This is a genomic window from Luteimonas sp. WGS1318 (assembly GCF_043187535.1).
Lineage (GTDB): Bacteria > Pseudomonadota > Gammaproteobacteria > Xanthomonadales > Xanthomonadaceae > Luteimonas.
Genome location: NZ_CP171131.1, coordinates 793961 through 812837, shown reverse-complemented (window position 1 = coordinate 812837; position 18877 = coordinate 793961). Strand labels below are relative to the sequence as shown.

Sequence of the window (18877 nt, the reverse complement as noted above, 5' to 3'; positions counted from 1 at the left end):
TCACGCCGAACCCGTCCTCAAGTCACATCTCCACAACGAACCGCGCACTATTGTGCGGGCAGTCCCCATTCACCGGAGTCAACGCCATGGGCAAGTCCAGCAAGTCCAAGAAGAACGACGCGGCACCGGTCGCACCGGCGGTCGCCTCGCCCGATGCACACTCGAAGGCACCGGCCATCGATATCGGGATCAGCGACGACGATCGCAAGGCGGTCGCGCAGCACCTGTCGGTGTTCCTGGCCGACGCCTACACGCTGTATCTGAAGACCCACAACTTCCACTGGAACGTCACCGGGCCGATGTTCAATGCGCTGCACGTGATGTTCGAAGGCCAGTACACCGAGCAGTGGAACGCGCTCGACGAGATCGCCGAGCGCATCCGCGCGCTGGGCTACAACGCGCCGGGCTCGTACGCGGAGTTCATCGAACTGTCGTCGATCAAGGAAGAGCCGGGCTTGGAGAAGGCGCCGGACTGGCGCGAGATGGTGCGCCAGCTCGTGGTCGGCAACGAAGCGGTGTGCCGCAGCGCACGCAAGGCGCTCGATGTCGCCGACGATGCCGACGACGATCCGACCGAGGACCTGCTGACCCAGCGCCTGCAGACCCACGAGAAGAACGCCTGGATGCTGCGCTCGCTGCTGCAGTAACGCGCGCCGCCACGGTCACTCGAACGCCCGGTTCTTCCGGGCGTTTTTTTATGTGCGTTCCGAGCGCTCGGGATCGACCCGCGGACGTGGTTCCGGGCGCGACCGCGCGACCGCGTTTCGACATGCCGTCGAACAGGCATGGCCGGTTCCGCGCAGCACCCATCGGCATGCCGCCCGATCCAGGTCCTGCGGACGCCCGCGTCGTCAGCGACGTGGATACAACGGGGGCAGCGACGCACCGTCGTCGGACACCGGACCCGGTGTCGTCCGCACGCCCTCGCGAAAGGCTGCAGCCAGCAGTTGCCGCGCCGCCGTCAGATCGCCACCGCCCCAGCGTGCGCGCTGCCACTGGACGAGCGCACCGCGCTGTTCCGCGGCGTCGAGCCGGTCGTGCAGCGCGTCGAGGTCAGGCGCCGGTGGTACGACCAGCGCACGCAGGGCCCGGTCGATCTCGGCCGCCTCGCCGGTCTGCAGCAAGGCGCGCAGCTGACGCGGCGACCGCGCAGGGTGGGCCGGCGGAGATGTCGCGGCCCGCGTGGTCGTGGGCGGCAGTGTCGACCTGCGATACAGCCACCACGCGATCGACGCGGTGAGCAGCCACAGCAGCGCGAACGCGAGCGCGAGCCACCGCCAGGCCGGCGCCGCGCCGGGCGCGTCGTCGGGCCTCGCACCGGCCGGCCTTCCGAGGTCGCTGCGGCCGGTGGCGGCCGATGGCGGGAGCGCCGTGCCCGGCTCGACGTCGAGGCTGAGCGCGGGCGCCGCCGCGCTGCGAGCCTGGCCCGCACCCACGTCCCACCATGCGATCCGTGGGCCGGCAATCCGCAGCGGGCCCGCGGTCTGCGGCACCACCGAGAACCGCCGCGTGAGCCTGACCTGCGGACGGCCGTCCTCGAAGGTTTCGTCATACTGCGGCGCTTCGGCGAAGACCTGAGCGCCGTCGACGGCCGGAAGTGCGACGTCGGGCAGCTGGGTGCCCACCGCACCGTCGAACAGGACTTCCAGCACCAGCGTGGTCGCCTCGCCGGCGCGGGCCCGGGTGGCGGCCTCCAGCCAGCGTGCCTGCACGCCGTGGACCGGTAACCAGTCGCGGCCGGCGATGCCCGCCGGCAACGGACGCACCGACAGCACGCTGGGCGGCCCGTTGGCGGAGAGTTCGCGCGGTCCGCGGTTGAACAGGCCGTCGAACATGCCGCCGGAGACGCCGCGCCCCTCGAAACTCGCGCCGGGAATGGTCAGCATGCCGCTGCGCTCGGGCACCAGCAGGAAGCGCCGTTCGACGACGGTGTAGCGCCGACCGTCGATGTCGCGGGTGTACTGGGTATCGCTGCCGACGCGCTGCAACGATGCACCGTCCGGCGGCGGCTGCTCGAGCTGGCCGGAGACCAGCGGCACTGCGTAATACAGCCGTACGGTGTACGCCACCGCCTGCTGCACGTAGGGCGATTGCGTATCGACCTCGGACTCGACGAACGCGGGCGCGCCGTCGCGCGCGGCGCTGACCACCGCCGGGCCGACGCTGAGCTGCAACGGAGCGGTCGTGGCGCTGCCCACCTGCAGTGCCGGCACGACGACCAAGCCTTCGCGTCGCGGGCGCAGGGCCACGCCGTGCAGCGTGCGCACGCTCTGCCGACCGTTCTGGATCTCGACCTGCCGGCGGCTGGTGTGGCCGCTGAGGGCGAAGTCGCGTTCCAGTGGCGTCCAGTCGGGCGCGGCGCTCGCGTCGTCGCTTTCGACATTGAGCGTCGTGCTTTCACCGAAGGCGATGCGGTCGCGATCGAGCCAGGCCTGCACCTGGGCGTGCGCGCGCCCCGTGGCCAGCGTGCACAGCAGGACCGCCAGCCAGCATCCGGCGAGGGTGGCCGATCGGGATCGCGTCATCGGGTCTCTCCGTTGCGGCGGCGCTCGTGTTCGAGGCGGAACTTCGCCCGCAGCAGGCCACCGGGATCGTCGGGCAGGCGGCGCAGCAGGGCGTCGTTGGCCTGCCGGCGTTCGGCGTCGGCGGTGTCGCGCGGGACCGCGTCCGGCGCGCCGGCCTGCGGCGTCTCGTCACCGGCGGCATTGCGCGCGTCGAGCGCACGCTGCATCCGCTCGCGCTGGGCCGCATCCGCCTGGCGTTGCGCCTCGGCATCGTTCGGCGACGCGGGTGCCGGCTCGGGCGTCGTCTCCGGGGGCGCTGGTGCAGGCGCGGGCGGCGTGTCCGGCGACGCAGGCGGCGACGGCTGACGCGGCTGCCCCGGAGACGGCGCACCGTCTCCAGGGCTCGGACGCCCCGCGTCCTGTGGCTGGCCATGCGGCGGCGCCCGGGGATCCTGTCCGGGACCCGGAGGCGGCGTGCGCCGCCGGGCCGCGTCCACCGCCGCGCGGTTGGCCTCGGCATCGGCCATACCCGGCCGAAGCCGCAGGGCCGCGTCATAGGCGTCGATGGCCGCGTCGAGTTCGCCCTGCTTCGCCAGCGCGTTGCCGCGGTTGTAGGCCGCCTCCGCCCCGGGCAGCGTGGCCCAGCGCTGCGCGGCATCCGCATAACGTCCGGCGCGGTAGGCCTCGGTGCCCTCGAGCATGCGCGCGTGTTCCACCTGGTCGGCGCGCCGCCACGGCGTGCCCTCGATGCCGGCCTCCTGCGCGACCGACGGCAGCACCGGCAGCAATGCGATGCACGCGACCGCCATCAATGCGCCCCCGCGCCGGAATGCCAACAGCACGAGGCACAACAGCGGCAGTACGAACCAGTAGCCCTGATCGGCCCAGCGCAGCGCACCGCCGGCGCCCGACGCCGGCGTGACGCCGCTGGACGTGGGATCCGCACGCGTCCCCTGCACGTCCAGCGCGCGCAGGTCGGCATCGTCGGCGGTCAGCCGCACGTATCGCCCACCGCCCGCGGCCGCCAGTGCCTCGAGCGACGGTACATCGAGGCGTGCATGCGCCAGTCCGCCGGTGCCATCGCGATGAGCGGCGCCCTCGGGCGTACCGAGGCCGAGTGCGGACACGCGGTAGCCCATGCGCGCCGCGGTCGCTGCCTCACTGATCGCTGCACTGTCGGCCTGGCTGGCCATCAGCAGGATCTCGCCCTGCGTGGCGCCGCGCTGGCGCAGCAGCCGCGTGGCCTGCTCGATCGCCCGGTCCGTCCGCTGGCCGTCGGCGGGCATGACGTCGGGCGACAGCGCATCGAGGTACAGCGCCAGGTTGGCGGCATCCTCGGTCAGCGGTGCCACCGTGAAGGCGTCATCGGCGAAGACCAGCAGGGCCGTCTCGCCCGGGCCGCGGGCCGCGAACAGTCCGGCGAGCTTGGCGCGCGCCTGCAGCAGCCGCGAGGGCGGCAGATCACCGGCGTTCGTCGCGGTGGACAGCTCGAGCGCGACCACCAGCGGCGCCGACGTCGTGCCCTGCAGCGGCGCCGGCAGCTGGCGCCAGCCCGGTCCGGCCAGGGCGAGCACCGCGCACAGCGCGGCGAGCATCCAGCCGGCGAGCCCCAGCAGTCCACCACGATCGACCCGACGTTCGATCAGGTGCGGCAGCAGATGCGCGTCGATCGCGCTGCGCCAGACATCCGCGTTGCGACGTCGCGCCCACCAGCACCCGGCCAGCACCGGCAGCACGAGCAGCGCCCACAGCCACAGCGGTCGCGTGAAATGGAGTCCGTCCAGCAGCGCGATCACGGCGCCGCCTCCTGCGGCACGGTGGCCGCCGCGTGACGCGACCGACGCCGCGGCAGCGCCGCGACCAGCAGCAACAGACAGGCACCGGCCAGCGGAAGCGGATAGCGCTCGATCCGCGGACGCAAGGCGGGCCCCGCGCGTGCCACCGGCTCGAGCCGGTCGATCTCGTCGTAGATGCCGGCGAGTGCATCGGTGTCGCGCGCCCGGAACGCGCGTCCCCCCGTCGCATCCGCGATGGCCTGCAACGCGGCTTCGTCGATCGCGGGCTCGCTGTCGGCCGGCAGCCTGAAGCCGAACATCGAGAGATCACCTTCATCACTGCCGAACGCGATCGTATGCACGCGCACGCCGGCGTCGCGGGCCAGTTCGGCGGCCTTGTCCGGGCTTAACACCCCGGCGTTGCTCACACCGTCGGTCAGCAGAATCAGCACCCGCTGCGAACGCGGCTGATCCTGCAGACGCTTGACCGCCAGTCCGATCGCATCACCGATCGCGGTTTCCCGACCTGCGAGGCCGACCACGGTTTCGTCGAGCTGCTGCTGCACGCTGGCGCGGTCGAGGGTCAGCGGCGTCATCGCATACGCGCGCTGACCGAAGACGATCAGACCGACCCGGTCACCGCTCCGACGCTCGAGAAAATCGGCGAGCACGGCCTTGGCCGCGGTCAGGCGGTCGACCACGCGCGTGCCGAGCCGCATGTCGGTTTCGCCCATGCTGCCCGACAGATCCACTGCCAGCATCAGATCGCGCGCCGCGCGTGGCGGATGCTCCGGCGGTCCCCACTGCTGCGGCCGCGCCGCGGCGACGCACAGCAACAGCCAGGCCAGCCACAACAGCCACGGCGTGCGCGGCGCGTCGCCCGCGTGGCCACCGCGGCCGGGCACCGGCAGCGCCGCATAGGGCACCCGAAGCGCGTCACCGCCACCCCGGCGCGGCGGCAGCCAACGCCGCGCGATCCATGGCAGCGGCGCGGCGGCCAGCATCCACGGCCACGCGAAGACGGCCGACAGCGCATCCCACGCGGAGGCGAACGCGCTCATCGCGTGCCGGCCATCAAGGCGAGGAAACGCGCGCGCGCGAGGGTCCGGAGCGCTTCGACCTCGTCGTCCGGAACGTCCTTGCGGAACGCGCCATCGCGCAGCAGGGCACCGGGTCCCTCGACGAACCCCGCGTGGCCGTCGCCGGCGTCGAGGAACTGCAACCAGGCATCGCCCTGCAGGCGGTCCGCGTCCGGACGCGCGCGCCGCGCCGCACGACGCAGCAACGCAGAGATCGCCGCGACCCGCCCGGGGGTGTCGCCGGCTGCAGCGACGGCCGTGTCGAACAGCCGCATCCAGCCGCGGCGACGACGGGCGATGCGCCACCGCCACACGGTCAGACCCACCAGCACCAGCAGCAGGCCGGCGGCCAGCCACCACCAGCCCGGCGCAGGTGGCCACCAGCCGGGCGCTGCGGTGGCGTGGATGTCGCGCAGGACGAGGTCGGGAATCGCCACGTCACACCGCCCTTGGCCGGCCGAACATCGGCAACCAGAGCCCGCTCGGCATCTCGCTCGACAGCACCGTGCTGCGGACGCGCGCGGCCTGCAGCAGGGTTCCAGCGCGCGCGAGCGTGCCGGCGAACGCATCCTCCCAACGCGCACGCTGCGTCGCCTGGGCGAGATCGAGCTCCACCGGGCCCGACGGCCCGGCGAAGCGCAGCTGTGCGTGCGGCGGCGCCTGCTCCAGTGGATCCGACAGCAGCAGCACCAGCACATCGCTGTGCGCCGACAGTGCCAGCCAGCGACGCGCGGGTACGGTGACTACGCTGGCGGCATCGGCCAGCACCAGCACGCGCGAACCGGGGCGGGCCACCCGTGCCGCGTGTTCGAGCGCCATGGCGAGGCCGTCATCGGCCAGTGGCGGCTCGGCATACCAGTGCGCCAGCGCATGCAGCACGCGCAGTGCGCCGCGGCGCCCACTTGCCGGCGGCACCGGGGCCTCATGCGAGGTCCCGCGGATCGCCGCGACCCGGTCGCCGTCCGCGACGGCGGCCCAGGTGGCGATCGCACCGGCACGCGCGGCCTGCACCGATTTGTAGCGGACCCGCGTGCCGATGTAGAGCGACCGCGCCGTGTCGGCAACCAGAAGGGTCAGCCGCTCCCGCTCGGCCTGGAAGGTCTTGGTATGGGTGCGTCCGGTGCGCGCGGTGACACGCCAGTCGATGTGACGCGCATCGTCACCGGCCACGTAGTCCCTGGATTCCGCGTATTCCATGCCGTGGCCGCGCGCAGGGGCCAGTGCCTGGGCGCGCACGCCCGAGCGCGCGCGCCGCGCGGTCGCCCCGCGGCCGACCGCATCGCGCAGGGCGACCAGTTCGGCCAGCGTCGGGCGGATCCCCGTGTCGCGGCCCGGACCGGTCGTGCGCGTCGGCGTTGCAGACATCATGCGGCGCGCCGATCAGGGAAGCGGAACACAATCGATCAGGGCATCGACCAGCCGCTCGCCGTCCCACCCTTCGGCCGTCGCCTCGTAGCTCGGAAGCACGCGATGCCGCAGCACGTCCGGCGCCACGGCGCGCACATCGTCGGGCGTGACGAAATCGCGGCCCGCGAGCCACGCGGTCGCGCGCGCGCACCGTTCCAGCGCGATCGAGCCACGCGGACTCGCGCCCCAGGCGATCCGCCGCGCCAGCGCCGCGTCGTAGGGCGTGGCATCGCGCGTCGCGAGCACCAGTTCGACCACGTAGCGCTCGACCGCCGGCGCCATATGCAGTTCGAGCACCGCGCGCCGTGCGGCGAACAGGGTCGCGAGCGGCATGCGTTCGATCTCGACTGCCTGCGCATCCAGTTCGGCCAGGGCGCGTCCGCGCGCCAGCGCGAGGATGCGCGATTCGGTATCCGCATCGGGGTAGCCGACCCGCACGTGCATCAGGAAGCGGTCGAGCTGCGCTTCGGGCAACGGGAACGTGCCTTCCTGCTCGATCGGATTCTGGGTCGCCATCACCAGAAAGAGCTGCGGCAGGCGATACGTTTCGCGGCCCACGGTGACCTGGCGCTCGCCCATCGCCTCCAGCAGTGCGGATTGCACCTTCGCCGGCGCGCGGTTGATCTCGTCGGCCAGCAGCAACGGATGGAAGATCGGCCCGGGCTGGAATTCGAAGCGTCCATCCTGCGGGCGCCAGATCTCGGTGCCGGTCAGGTCGGCCGGGAGCAGATCGGGCGTGAACTGCACGCGGGCGAACTCGGCATCCAGGCGCGCCGCGAGTGCACGGATCGCAGTGGTCTTGGCCAGGCCGGGCGCGCCCTCGACCAGCAGATGGCCATCGGCGAGCAGCGCGACCAGCAGACGCTCGACCAGTGCCGACTGCCCGAGGATCGCCTGCGCCAGAGACTCGCGCAGCGCGCCGAAGCGCCGCTGCAGGTCGTCCGCCTTACCGGTTCCGTACTCCATCCAGGATCCTGTCCGCGACGCAAGGGTGCGCCAGGGCCAGTTTGACCGGAAACGCCCTCCATTGGTTCCGACGGTCCGGGCGGCACGAAAATATGGCACCGCGCAAACCAGAACGGGACCCGATCGGGTCCCGTTCCGGATACAGCGTTGGTAGACGTCTCAGAGCGCGGGGCGCTGGGCGACGCGCATGACCTTCGGCGTGACGAAAATCAGCAGCTCCGCCTTTTCCCTGGCTCGACCACGGTTTTTGAACAGATTACCGAGGATCGGAAGATCACCGAGGAAAGGTACCTTCGACAGCGACGCACGATCTGCGAACTCGTAAACGCCGCCGATCGCAACCGTCTGCCCATCGTCGATAAGAACAGCCGTTGTAACATTGCGCTTGCTAATCAATGGCACGGATCCAATGCCGGGGTAATCCGTTTCCCCGGTCACCTCGTCTTTCTTGATATCCATCGCCAGAAACACACGCCCATCATTCGTGATCGTAGGCGTTACCTTGAGTTCAAGCAGCACATCCTTGAATTCCACAGTCGGAATGCTATTCGCCTGACCACCGGTCACCGTGAGATAGCCGACTTCCTGGCCTTGGCTGATCACTGCCTCGCGCTGGTTGCTTGTGACGATACGCGGGTTTGAAATGACTTCACCACGTTGCTCGGACTGCAACGCTTGCAACTCGACACCCCAATCAATCGTATTGCCGAGGATCGTGAAAGCGAGAGACGGAGCACCACCGGTAACGGGAAGGCTCACATTCAGACCGCCAGCTCCTAGGGCCCCGTCTTCGCCGGCGCCGAGGCTTCCACCAAAATCGACCCGCTGCTTGCTTGCACTGATGCCGAATCGTGCGCCGAGATCTCGCGCGAAGGACTCATTTGCAATGACGATGCGCGCTTCGATCACGACCTGATCGACTGGCTTATCTAGCGTGTTCACCAGGCGCCTGATCTCACCAACACGCTGCGGGATGTCGATCACCAGCAGCGTATTGGTGCGACGGTCAAAGCTGATGCTACCGCGCGACGAAAGGAAACCCCGATTTTGTGATGCTCCGCTGTTACTTCCACCACCGGAACTTGTCTTGCTCTCGTCAGTCAGCAGCTTGGCGATATCTTCCGCATTGCCGTAGCTGATCGGAATGTACTCGGTGGTCATTTCCGCGCGCTCTTCGATCGCCAGACGCGCATCCTCGCGCGCCTGCTCGAACGCGGCGATTTCGCTCTGCGGCGCCACCCAGACCACGTTGCCGCTGCGGCGCTTGTCGAGCGACTTGGCCTGCAGCACGATGTCCAGCGCCTGATCCCACGGCACGTTCTGCAGACGCAGCGTGACGTTGCCGACCACGCTGTCGCTGGCGACGATGTTGAGGTTCGACTCGTCTGCGATCAGCTGCAGGACGGTCCGCACTGGCACGTCCTGGAAGTTGAAGGTCACCGGCGCACCGCTGTAGGCACGAGCTTCCGACGCAGCAGCCGCTGCGGTCTGGCCCATCGTCGCCGACAGGCTCGCCGAGCCGACGGCGCGCGTTCCCGAACGGGGCACGATCTCGACGATGTAGTCGCGTCCGCTCTGGTAAGCCAGCGGCTCGAACTCGCCCCGCGCGGTCAGCACGACCTGACTCCCGGCGCCGTCCTGGCGGGCGTCGATGCGCTGCACCGGCGTCGCGAAGTCGGTCACGTTCAGTGGCCGCTGCAGCGATGCCGGCAGCGTCGCGCCGCCGAGGTTCACGACCACGCTGCCGTCCTGCGTGCGCAGGTCGGGCGTCGCGCCATCGCCGTCGAAGCGGAGGATGAGCTTACCCGAGCCCCCGTCACCCCGCTTGAAATCCACGTCGGTCACGGTCACGGCCGGCGATTGCGCAGCGGCAGTCGCCGACTGCAGCATCAGCAGCGGCGACCCCGACGCCACGCCCGGATCCGCGGCCTGTGCTCCGCTGAATGTCGCCACCAATCCAATGGCGAGACCGAGCGCACCGGCACGCATCGGAGACGTCCGGCCAGCCCGAAGGCTCCCCGCTTTGCTCACGGTCATCTTGCTTCCCCTCATCATTTTTCGTTCAGCGCGAGCGATGCCGGACGTTCCAGCCACCCGCCGGCGCCATCGGGCACGAGCTCGACCAGCTCGATGCGACTTTCATTGACCGATGTCACCCGGCCATCGTTCTGCCCCAGATAATTCCCCGAGCCAATGCGGTAGGTCACCTTGTCGGGCGCGAGCACCAATCCGACGATGCGCCCCCCGGTTCCGATCGTGCCGACCATCGCCAGACTGTCGAGCGGGAACTGCTCGGTGATCTCCTTGCGCCGGTTGGAATCCGGACGCGGACCGCTACCACTGTCGGCATCGGTGAACGCGTTGCTGAAGGGATCACGAATGGTCTGGGCGGAATATTCGAACGTCTCGAACTGCTGCATCACCGGCAGCGGATCGAGCGCCGGCGCCGGGCGCTGCTTGACCTCGTCGACCCACTGCTCGAGGTTGGGTGCGTCGCCGGGCGTGCTCGACACGCCGCGGCCGCAGCCCGTCGCCACGAATGCAATCGCGAGCAGCGCAAGGCCACGCGTCATGCCTGTCTTGATCGGCATCATTGCGCCCCCCCGGCGGCCTGTTCTGCATCTGCCTGCATCTGCTCGGCGGTTTCCTCTTCGTCGAGGTACCGGTATGTCTTCACGGTGCCGGACAGCTCGAGGCTGGAATTGGGTCCGATCGCCGCCAGCCCGTCACCAGCGCCGCCACGCGGTTTCAGCTGGATGTCGTGCATCGTCATGATGACTACGCGCGGCAGCGACGCGACACCACTGACGAACGCGCCGAACTGGTGGTAGGTGCCGACCATGCGCAGCGCGATCGGCTGCTCGGCGTAGAACTCACGCGGCGACTCCTCGCCCGGCCGGAACAGGTCGTTCTGGATGCCGGTCGCGATCGCCGTCTGCGAGATGTCGACGATCAGGTCGGGCATTTCGGTCTTGCTCGGCAACTGCCGCAGCATCTGCTGCAACTGCTGCTCCATCTGCGCGAGCTGCTGCTTGAGCGGCTCGAGATTCGCAGCGCGGCCCTGCTTGGTCTCGAAGTCCTGGCGCAGCGTGCGCTCCTGGGCTTCCAGCCCTTCGAGCTCCCCGCCCTTGTCGCGCGTCAGCACGTACCAGAGCAGACCGAATATCAGCAGGCCCACCAGAATGCAGGCGCCGATCTTGTACTCGCGCGGCCACACACCGGTGTTGTTGAAGTCCAGCTCGCGCAGGGACATCTTCTTCTTGCTCACGAGGCGGCTCCTTCGGCAATCGGCGCCGGCGCATCGACGGGGGCCGTGCCATCGGCAGGCGTCGTCGGGTCGAGCGCGCCTGCGGCTTCGGCTTCCTTGGCGGCGGGCGTCGACAGCTGCACGTTGAGGGTGAACGCGTACGGCAGGCCGGGCACGCCGTCCTGTGCCTCGATCACCGTCAGCTGCGCGTTCGACATCCAGCCCGAGGCATCGAGCGAGCGCATGTAGGTACTGACGCGCGCGTTCGACTGCGAGCGACCTTCCAGCGTCAGGCGTTGGCCCTCCTGCTTAAGCGAGGTGAGCAGCACGCCGTCGGGAATCGTGCGGACGAGCTGGTCGAAGAGGTGCACCATCTGCGAGCGGTTGCCCTGGAGCTCTTCGATCACCGCCTTGCGGGCCAGCAACTGCGAACGCTGACGATCGAGCGCGTCGATTTCGGCGATCTCACGGTCGAGCTCGACGATTTTTTGTTCTAGAAACCCGTTGCGCTCGCGCTGTCCATCGATCTGCGCGTTGTAGTACGAATTCACCAGGAACCACAGCGCGAAGCCCGCCACCGCGGCGATGCCCAGCATGATTCCGAATTCCTTCTGCCGCTGCTTGCGCCGTTCGGCGCGCCACGGGAGGAGATTGATCCTTGCCATCAGTCGAAGCTCCTCAGCGCGAGACCACACGCGATCATCAGCGCCGGCGCGTCCTGGGCGAGCGCATGAGCCTGGACGCGCGGACCGAGCGTCATCTGCGCCAGCGGATTGGCCAGAACGGTCTGAACGCCCAGTTGCTCCTCCACCATGTCGGCGACACCGGGAATCGATGCGCAACCGCCGGCCAGCACGATCTGGTCGACGCGGTTGAAATCACTGCCGGCATAGAAGAACTGGAGCAGGCGGCTGACCTGCTGGACCATCGCCTCCTTGAACGGCTCCAGCACTTCGACCTCGTAACTCTCCGGCAGGCCGCCCTGACGCTTGGCCAGACCCGCTTCCTCGTAGCTCAGGCCGTAGCGGCGCATGACCTCGTCGGTCAGCTGCTTGCCGCCGAACACCTGCTCGCGCGAGTACAGGCTGCGACCGTTGCGGAGCACGTTGAGGGTGGTCATCGTTGCGCCCACGTCGACCAGCGCGACCACGCCGTCGGACGGCATGCTCAGCGTGCTGGCGATCATCGCGAATGCGTTTTCGACCGCGAAGGCCTCGACGTCGACGACCCGAGCGGACAGGCCGCCGAGTTCGAGCGCGGAGGCGCGCAGCTCGACGTTCTCCGACCGCGAGGCCGCCAGCAGCACCTGCACCATCTCCGCGTTGCCGGGCATCGCCCCCAACACCTCGAAATCGAGATTCACTTCCTCGATCGGGTACGGAATGTAGTTGACCGCCTCGAGCTCGACCTGCGATTCGAGATCGTCCTCGTCGAGATCGGCCGGCATCGGAATGGTCTTGGTGATGACCGCCGAGCCCGCCACGGCAGCGGCCGCGTGCTTGGCCTTGGTCCCCGACCGGGAGACCGCGCGACGGATCGCTTCACCCACCGCCTCGACCTCGACGATGTTCTTTTCGACCACCGCATTCGGCGGCAGCGGTTCGACCGCGTAGTGCTCCACGCGATAACGATTGCCCTGCCGCGACAGCTGCAACAGCTTGACCGCAGTCGAGCTGATGTCGACGCCGATGAGCGGCACCTGGCTTTTTGTGATGAGCCCCACGGAATATCCCCTTTGCCACGGGCGCTTAGCCGCGCCTCGTGTCCCGGCGCATTAAATAACGGACTTTTAAGCTGATAGCAACAACCGCGATACATTCCGGCGGGGTGCAAGCGGTGTGCCGAGACCCGCGTCACGCGGCCCACGAGGTTCCATGCGGGGCCGGATGGCGGCCGCTCCCCTATACTCCGCCGCCATGAGACCCGAGCCTACGTCGCCAATACGCCCGTCCCGGCTCCGCCGCTTTCTGCGGTGGACACTGGTCCTTCTGCTGGCCCTGGGCATCCTGGGCGCCATCGCCGCCGGCATCCTCTACACCGCGGTGGCGTCCAAGCTGCCGGACGTCGAGGCGCTGCGCGACATCGAGATGCAGGAACCGCTCTACGTCTATGCGCAGGACGGACGGCTGATCGCGCTGTTCGGCGAAACGCGTCGTTATCCGGTGCAGATCGAAGACGTGCCCGAACGGTTGAAGCAGGCTTTCCTGGCCACCGAGGACGCGCGCTTCTACGAGCACAGCGGCATCGACTACCGCGGTGTGGCCCGTGCCTTGTGGCTGCTGACCACGACCAGCGACCGGCGCGTGCCCGGCGGCTCGACGATCACGCAACAGGTGGCGCGCCAGTTCTTCCTGAGTTCGGAGTACAGCTTCACGCGCAAGTTCGCGGAGATGCTGCTCGCGCGCAAGATGGAGCGGAACCTGAGCAAGGACGAGATCTTCGAGCTCTATCTCAACAAGAGCTTCTTCGGAAATCGCGCCTACGGTGTCGCGGCGGCGGCCGAGTTCTATTACGGCAAATCGCTGGATGCGCTCGATCTCGACGAGATGGCGTCCCTGGCGGCGATCCCGAAGTTCCCGTCCAGCGGCAATCCGCTGAGCAACCCCGAGCGCGCGAAGGAGCGGCGCGACGTCTACGTGCTCGCGCGGATGCAGGAACTGGGCTTCATCAGCGCCCAGGAAGCCGCTGCGGCACGGGCGGTCGAGATGCACGCCACGCCGCACGAGCGCCCGATCGAGGTCTACGCGCCCTACGTGGCCGAAATGGTGCGCCTAGAGATGGTCGCCCGCTACGGCGGCGACGTCCTGACCCGCGGCTACCACGTCACCACGACGATCGACCCGACCATGCAGGCGGCCGCCGAACTCGCGGTCCGCAACGGCCTGTCGACCTACGATCGCCGTCATGGCTGGGTGAAGCCCGCCGAGACCTATGAGCTTGCCGCCGACGAGGACGCGCCGACGGTTGCCCGCCGGCTGCGCGGCGTCGCCCCGCAGGGCGGCATGCTGCCGGCGATCGTCGTGCGCAGCGGCGACGGCACGGCCGACGTGGTGCTCGCGGACGCGTCCACCATCACCCTGGACGCCGCGAGCAGCCGGTGGACCGGACGCACTCCGGCCGCACTATTGACCCGCGGCGACCTCACGCGCGTGCGCCGCATCGAGACGCCGACGCGGGGCAATGCGAATGCAGACGCGACCGAGACGCCGCCGACGGTCACCTGGCAACTCGATCAGCTGCCGCGGGCCCAGGCCACCCTGGTGTCGATGGAGCCCGGCGATGGCGCGGTGCGCGCGCTGATCGGGGGTTTCAGCTTCGCCGGCAGCAACTTCAATCGGGCAACCCAGTCGCGCCGTCAGCCCGGCTCGAGCTTCAAACCGTTCGTGTTCGCCGCCGCGTTCGAGAAGGGGTTCAATCCTGCGTCCATCGTGCTGGATGCGCCGGTGCTGTTCCGGATGCGGCATGGCCAGGACTGGCGCCCGCAGAACTCCGACGGCCGGTTCCTCGGCCCGATGCGTCTGCGCGAGGCGCTGGTGCAGTCGCGCAACCTCGTTGCAGTGCGCCTGCTCGATGCGATCGGTGTCGACTACGCACGGCGCTACATCAGTCACTTCGGGTTCGAGGAATCGCAACTTCCGCCGAACCTGTCGATCGCGCTCGGCACGCCGTCGCTTTCGCCGCTCGACGTCACCCGGGGCTATGCGGTCTTCTCGAACGGCGGCTTCCGGGTCACGCCCTGGTTCATCGACGAGGTGCGCGACCGCGAAGGCACGGTGATCTTCAAAGAAAACGCGCCCCGCGCCTGCCGCGGCTGCGGCAGCGATGGCACCCCGGGCCAGGCCACGACGCCGTCCCACGTCGTGGACGGCTTCAATTTCGGTCCTGCCGCTGCCGAGCGCACGGTGACGGCTGCGCCCGAGGCGCCGGTCGAGCCGCCCGCGCCACGTGAGGACGGCGCCGCACCGGTGATGGCGCCGCGCGCCATCGACGAGCGCGTTGCCTACCAGATGATCTCGATGATGCGCGACGTCGTGCGTCGCGGCACCGGCACGGCCGCGCGCGTGCTCGAACGCGACGACGTGGGCGGCAAGACCGGCTCGACCAACGAGCATCGCGATGCCTGGTTCTCGGGCTTCGGCGGCAACCTCGTGACCTCGGTCTGGGTGGGCCGCGACGACAACCGTTCGCTCGGCTTCCGCGAGTACGGCGGCCGCGCCGCGCTTCCGATCTGGATCGACTTCATGCGGGTCGCGCTCGACGGCGTGCCGGAAGTGAGCAATGAACCACCGGAAGGGATGGTGCGCGTGGCCGTCAGCGCCGGTGGCCGGTTGCTGCCGACGACCGCCGAGAGCGGCGGCATCACCGAATACGTCAAGGCCGAGGATCTCGAGCGGATGGAATCCGAAATCGACCTCAGGATCGATGATGTTCCGGCCGAGGAAGCGTTCGACATCTTCTGATTTGGAGGGTCGGATGCCTCGGCGCGATCGCGCCGAGCTCGACCGAAGCGCACGGCGACCGGGTGCACCTTGCGCCCGGATGGACGCCCGAGCGGGCTCGCGCCCGGTCACGACGCGAATGGACTGCTTCGACCTGCATCGATGCCACGGGGCATGCGGATGCCGCGCGGCGCCAGCAATGCGGCCGTTGCGCGGGGCATCCGTCCGCGCGATTGGGTTCCAGGTCGAGGCGACCGTTGCGTCGCCCCGTGCCCGAGGGGGCCATGTCCGCGCCGGGCGTTACGCGCATTGTGCTCCGGCCGCACAGATCGTGGCGAAGCGGATAGCGGCGACAAGCTCGTGACGCGCCTCACCGCACACCGGCGGCATGCGCGCACCGCGCCTGGCGCAGTGCGCATCGTGTCCGGGCGGATCGCGGCATCGGCCCTTGCACACGCTTCACCCGGCTGAAGGCCGAGCGGAATGGCGCACGGGAATGCCTTGACCCGTCATCGCCCCGGGGTAGAGTCGACCCAGGTGATCGACAGGGGAACGCGCATGCACCACGCACGCCAGCACGCCGAAACGCGCACCCGCGAGCGTCGCCATCGACTGGCGCACGAGGCTGCGCGCCTGATGGCGGAAGGTGGGATCCGTGATTTCCATCAGGCCAAGCTCAAGGCGGCGAGCCGCCTCGGCATCCACGACGATGCGTCCCTGCCGCGCAACCGCGAGATCGAGGACGCGCTGAAGGAGTACCAGCGGCTCTTCAATGGCCCCCAGCATGGGGCCGGTTTACGACAGCGGCGGGAAGCCGCCCTGCGCGCGATGGCGTTCTTCGCCAGCTTCGATCCGAGACTGGTCGGACCGGTGCTCGAGGGCACCGCCGACGGGCACGCCCCCGTCGCCCTCCACCTGCACGCGGAGTCGCCCGAGTCGGTGGCACGGTTCCTCGACGATCACGAAATTCCCGCCGAAGCGCGCGTGCGGCGTCTGCGCCTCGACCGGCAGCGCGCGGCGGACTTCGATGTCTGGGTCTTCTCGGCCGAAGGGCTCACCTTCGACCTGACGGTATTGCCGCCGGCGTGCCTGCGCCAGGCACCGCTCTCCGCCGTCGATGAGCGCCCGATGCGTCGCGCCTCGCGCAGCCAGCTTGAGAGCCTGCTGGCGCTCGAGCATCCGGCTGCCTCGTGACACACGCGGGCGAGGATCGCTCGACCCAGGCGCACGCCGCACCGACTGACGCCCTTGACCGTTACTCGGCGACGATCTGGGCGCTCGCGCCGCTACCGAACACCCGCGCGCGGGCGCCGATGCGCAGAGTGTCGACGTTCGCCGCGCGGATTGCCGACTCGCCGCCTTCGTCGAAGCGCAGCATCACCATGTAGGCAGTGACGGTCCGCGCGCCCGAGGTGGCCGCCATGCTGCCGACGAGATCGCTGGTGGTGCTGCTGGCGACGTCGTAGGCCTCATACGTGTATTCACCGGTCACCCGCGAGGCAGCGCGGCCGGCCGCACGCCCGAGCGCACGGCCGAACGCGCCTGCCGTGCGTGAGGCGGCAGGCGGGGCGCCCGCGGCGGCCTCGACCTGCATCGGCGTGATGCCGGTGATCACCCCGCTGCGGAACGTCATCTCCTGCGCGGAGGCATGGGCACCGAGCATCGCCAATCCGCATGCGACCACTGCGGTCCGAATCCATTTCATCGTCATGTGTGTCGTCCTTGAACATCGCGCTTCGACCACGCGACGCCGGCATCCGCGATGGATGCGGCCGGTGTCACGCCCCGGAACCAGTTTGAAGGACGCGTCGCACCGCCGTTGCCGGAAAAGTGCCGATCACATGGTGAGGGTTTTCCGCCTGACAGTGCCAGGACATAGATGCGACAAAGGCGGCCCGAAGGCCGCCCTTGTCCTGAAACGCACTGCGCGCCAGCGCGCGCAGTGCCAGCGTCAGCGCTTGTCGCTGGCGACGTAGTCGCGGACGTCGTAGCCGGTGTAGATCTGGCGCGGACGCCCGATCTTGGCTTCCGGATCGACCTGCTGCTCGAGCCAGTGCGCGGCCCAGCCGGCCGTGCGGCCGATGGCGAACATGACGGTGAACATCTCCGTCGGAATGTTCAGCGCCTTGTAGATGATGCCGCTGTAGAAATCGACGTTCGGGTAGAGCTTGCGCTCGACGAAGTAGTCGTCCTTCAGCGCCGCCTCTTCGAGCTTCATCGCGACATCGAGCAACGGATCGTTGATGCCCAGCTCGCCGAGCACCTTGTGGGTCATCTCGCGGATGATCTTCGCGCGCGGGTCGAAGTTCTTGTACACGCGGTGGCCGAAGCCCATCAGACGGAACGGGTCGTTCTTGTCCTTCGCGCGCAGCACCGCCTTCTCGACGTTGTCGGCCGTGCCGATCTCGGCCAGCTGCTTGAGCACCGCCTCGTTGGCGCCGCCGTGCGCGGGGCCCCACAGCGCAGTGATGCCGGCGGCGACGGACGCGTACGGATTCGCGCCGGTCGAACCGACCAGGCGCACGGTCGAGGTCGACGCGTTCTGCTCGTGATCGGCGTGCAGGATGAAGAGCAGGTCCATCGCCTTGGCGACGACCGGGTTGAGCTCCAGCGGCTCGCTCGGCACTTCGAACATCATGTGCAGGAAGCGGTCGACGTAGTTCAGGCTGTTGCGCGGGTAGCGGATCGGCTGGCCGATCGAATAGCGATAGGCGGCCGCGGCCAGCGTCGGCACCTTGGCGATCAGGCGGATCGCGGCCAGGCGGCGCTGCTCGGGATCCTGCAGATCCAGCGTGTCGTGATAGAACGCCGACATCGACGCGACCGAAGCCGCGAGCATCGCCATCGGATGCGCATCGTGGCGGAAGCCCTGCAGGAAGCTCTTCAGCGACTCGTGCATCATCGTGTGATGCGTGACTTCGTGCTCGAACTTCGCGAATTCGTCAGCGGTCGGCAGTTCGCCGGCCTGCAGCAGGTACGCGACTTCGAGGAAGCTCGACTTCTCGGCCAGCTGGTCGATCGGGTAGCCGCGATACAGCAGCACGCCTTCGTCGCCGTCGATGTAGGTGATCGCGGACTTGCAGCTCGCGGTGGCGGTGAAGCCGGAGTCGTAAGTGAAGCAGCCGGTTTCCTTGGGCAGCTTCGAGATGTCGATGCAGGGATTGCCGAGCGTGCCGTGCAGGACGGGCAGTGTCACCGTCTTGCCGGCGGCATCGAGCGTGACCTGGTCGAGCTTGGAATTGGATTCAGACACTCTGGGGCTCCTCATTTCTCCGGACGTCACTGCGTCCGGCCTGGCGGGCGCGGCGAATGCCGCAACGCGTCAATTATCGCATAGGGCCCGACGGCGAGGCCGCCCGGCGCCATTGCACGAAAGTCGAACACGGAGACGCCCGCCACATCGAGGGATGCAGCGGGCGTGGACGCGACACAAATGCAGACGGCCGCCCAAGGGCGGCCG

At 69.0% G+C, this 18877-nt stretch carries 16 protein-coding genes; 3 read left to right on the top strand and 13 right to left on the bottom strand.

Going from position 1 to position 18877, the window contains the following annotated elements; genetic code table 11:
* Positions 1-86 precede the first annotated feature (86 nt).
* Complete coding sequence (locus ACF3M1_RS03600) at positions 87-647, top strand: Dps family protein (protein WP_394004010.1); 561 nt, start codon at positions 87-89, stop codon at positions 645-647.
* Positions 648-851: 204 nt separating this feature from the next.
* On the opposite strand, the gene ACF3M1_RS03595 is transcribed toward ACF3M1_RS03600, so the two are convergent.
* The 11 genes from ACF3M1_RS03595 to ACF3M1_RS03545 form a co-directional block, all read right to left on the bottom strand.
* On the bottom strand, positions 852-2525 hold the full coding sequence (locus ACF3M1_RS03595; RefSeq protein ID WP_394004008.1) for a BatD family protein: 1674 nt from the start codon (positions 2523-2525) through the stop codon (positions 852-854).
* Positions 2522-4300, bottom strand: coding sequence for a tetratricopeptide repeat protein (locus tag ACF3M1_RS03590; protein ID WP_394004006.1), 1779 nt, complete (start codon positions 4298-4300; stop codon positions 2522-2524). Before ACF3M1_RS03590 ends, ACF3M1_RS03595 begins: the two co-directional genes overlap by 4 nt.
* Positions 4297-5340 (bottom strand): vWA domain-containing protein, encoded by a 1044-nt coding sequence (locus ACF3M1_RS03585; RefSeq protein WP_394004004.1) that lies wholly within the window; start codon positions 5338-5340, stop codon positions 4297-4299. The genes ACF3M1_RS03590 and ACF3M1_RS03585 overlap by 4 nt, the downstream gene beginning before the upstream one ends.
* On the bottom strand, positions 5337-5795 hold the full coding sequence (locus ACF3M1_RS03580) for a DUF4381 family protein (protein WP_394004002.1): 459 nt from the start codon (positions 5793-5795) through the stop codon (positions 5337-5339). The genes ACF3M1_RS03585 and ACF3M1_RS03580 overlap by 4 nt, the downstream gene beginning before the upstream one ends.
* Before the next feature lies 1 nt (position 5796).
* Positions 5797-6726 carry a DUF58 domain-containing protein gene (locus ACF3M1_RS03575; RefSeq protein ID WP_394004000.1) on the bottom strand — a complete coding sequence of 310 codons (930 nt, stop codon included), beginning with the start codon at positions 6724-6726 and terminating at the stop codon, positions 5797-5799.
* A gap of 12 nt (positions 6727-6738) precedes the next feature.
* On the bottom strand, positions 6739-7731 hold the full coding sequence (locus ACF3M1_RS03570) for an AAA family ATPase (RefSeq protein WP_394003998.1): 993 nt from the start codon (positions 7729-7731) through the stop codon (positions 6739-6741).
* Between the two features lie 159 nt (positions 7732-7890).
* Positions 7891-9768 carry a type IV pilus secretin PilQ gene (locus tag ACF3M1_RS03565; RefSeq protein ID WP_394003996.1) on the bottom strand — a complete coding sequence of 626 codons (1878 nt, stop codon included), beginning with the start codon at positions 9766-9768 and terminating at the stop codon, positions 7891-7893.
* Between the two features lie 14 nt (positions 9769-9782).
* The gene (locus ACF3M1_RS03560) at positions 9783-10304 is read right to left on the bottom strand and encodes a pilus assembly protein PilP (protein ID WP_394005164.1); all 522 of its coding nucleotides are present in this window, start codon (positions 10302-10304) and stop codon (positions 9783-9785) included.
* 17 nt (positions 10305-10321) lie between these two features.
* Positions 10322-10999 (bottom strand): type 4a pilus biogenesis protein PilO, encoded by a 678-nt coding sequence (locus ACF3M1_RS03555; protein ID WP_394003994.1) that lies wholly within the window; start codon positions 10997-10999, stop codon positions 10322-10324.
* Complete coding sequence (locus ACF3M1_RS03550) at positions 10996-11643, bottom strand: PilN domain-containing protein (RefSeq protein ID WP_394003992.1); 648 nt, start codon at positions 11641-11643, stop codon at positions 10996-10998. The genes ACF3M1_RS03555 and ACF3M1_RS03550 overlap by 4 nt, the downstream gene beginning before the upstream one ends.
* Complete coding sequence (locus ACF3M1_RS03545) at positions 11643-12701, bottom strand: pilus assembly protein PilM (protein WP_394003990.1); 1059 nt, start codon at positions 12699-12701, stop codon at positions 11643-11645. Before ACF3M1_RS03545 ends, ACF3M1_RS03550 begins: the two co-directional genes overlap by 1 nt.
* A 193-nt stretch (positions 12702-12894) precedes the next feature.
* Between ACF3M1_RS03545 and ACF3M1_RS03540 the strand changes: the two genes are divergently transcribed.
* Together ACF3M1_RS03540 and ACF3M1_RS03535 are read left to right on the top strand one after the other, a co-directional pair.
* A complete protein-coding gene (locus ACF3M1_RS03540) occupies positions 12895-15438 on the top strand; it encodes a penicillin-binding protein 1A (RefSeq protein WP_394005163.1) in 2544 nt (847 codons plus the stop codon).
* A gap of 537 nt (positions 15439-15975) precedes the next feature.
* Positions 15976-16611 carry a hypothetical protein gene (locus ACF3M1_RS03535; protein ID WP_394003988.1) on the top strand — a complete coding sequence of 212 codons (636 nt, stop codon included), beginning with the start codon at positions 15976-15978 and terminating at the stop codon, positions 16609-16611.
* 61 nt (positions 16612-16672) lie between these two features.
* Here the strand turns inward: ACF3M1_RS03535 and ACF3M1_RS03530 are convergent, their stop codons facing one another.
* Both ACF3M1_RS03530 and ACF3M1_RS03525 read right to left on the bottom strand, forming a co-directional pair.
* Positions 16673-17080 (bottom strand): hypothetical protein, encoded by a 408-nt coding sequence (locus ACF3M1_RS03530; protein ID WP_394003986.1) that lies wholly within the window; start codon positions 17078-17080, stop codon positions 16673-16675.
* A 288-nt stretch (positions 17081-17368) separates the two neighbouring features.
* Entirely contained in the window at positions 17369-18670 is a 1302-nt protein-coding gene (locus ACF3M1_RS03525; protein ID WP_394003984.1) for a citrate synthase, read from the bottom strand.
* Positions 18671-18877: the final 207 nt, after the last annotated feature.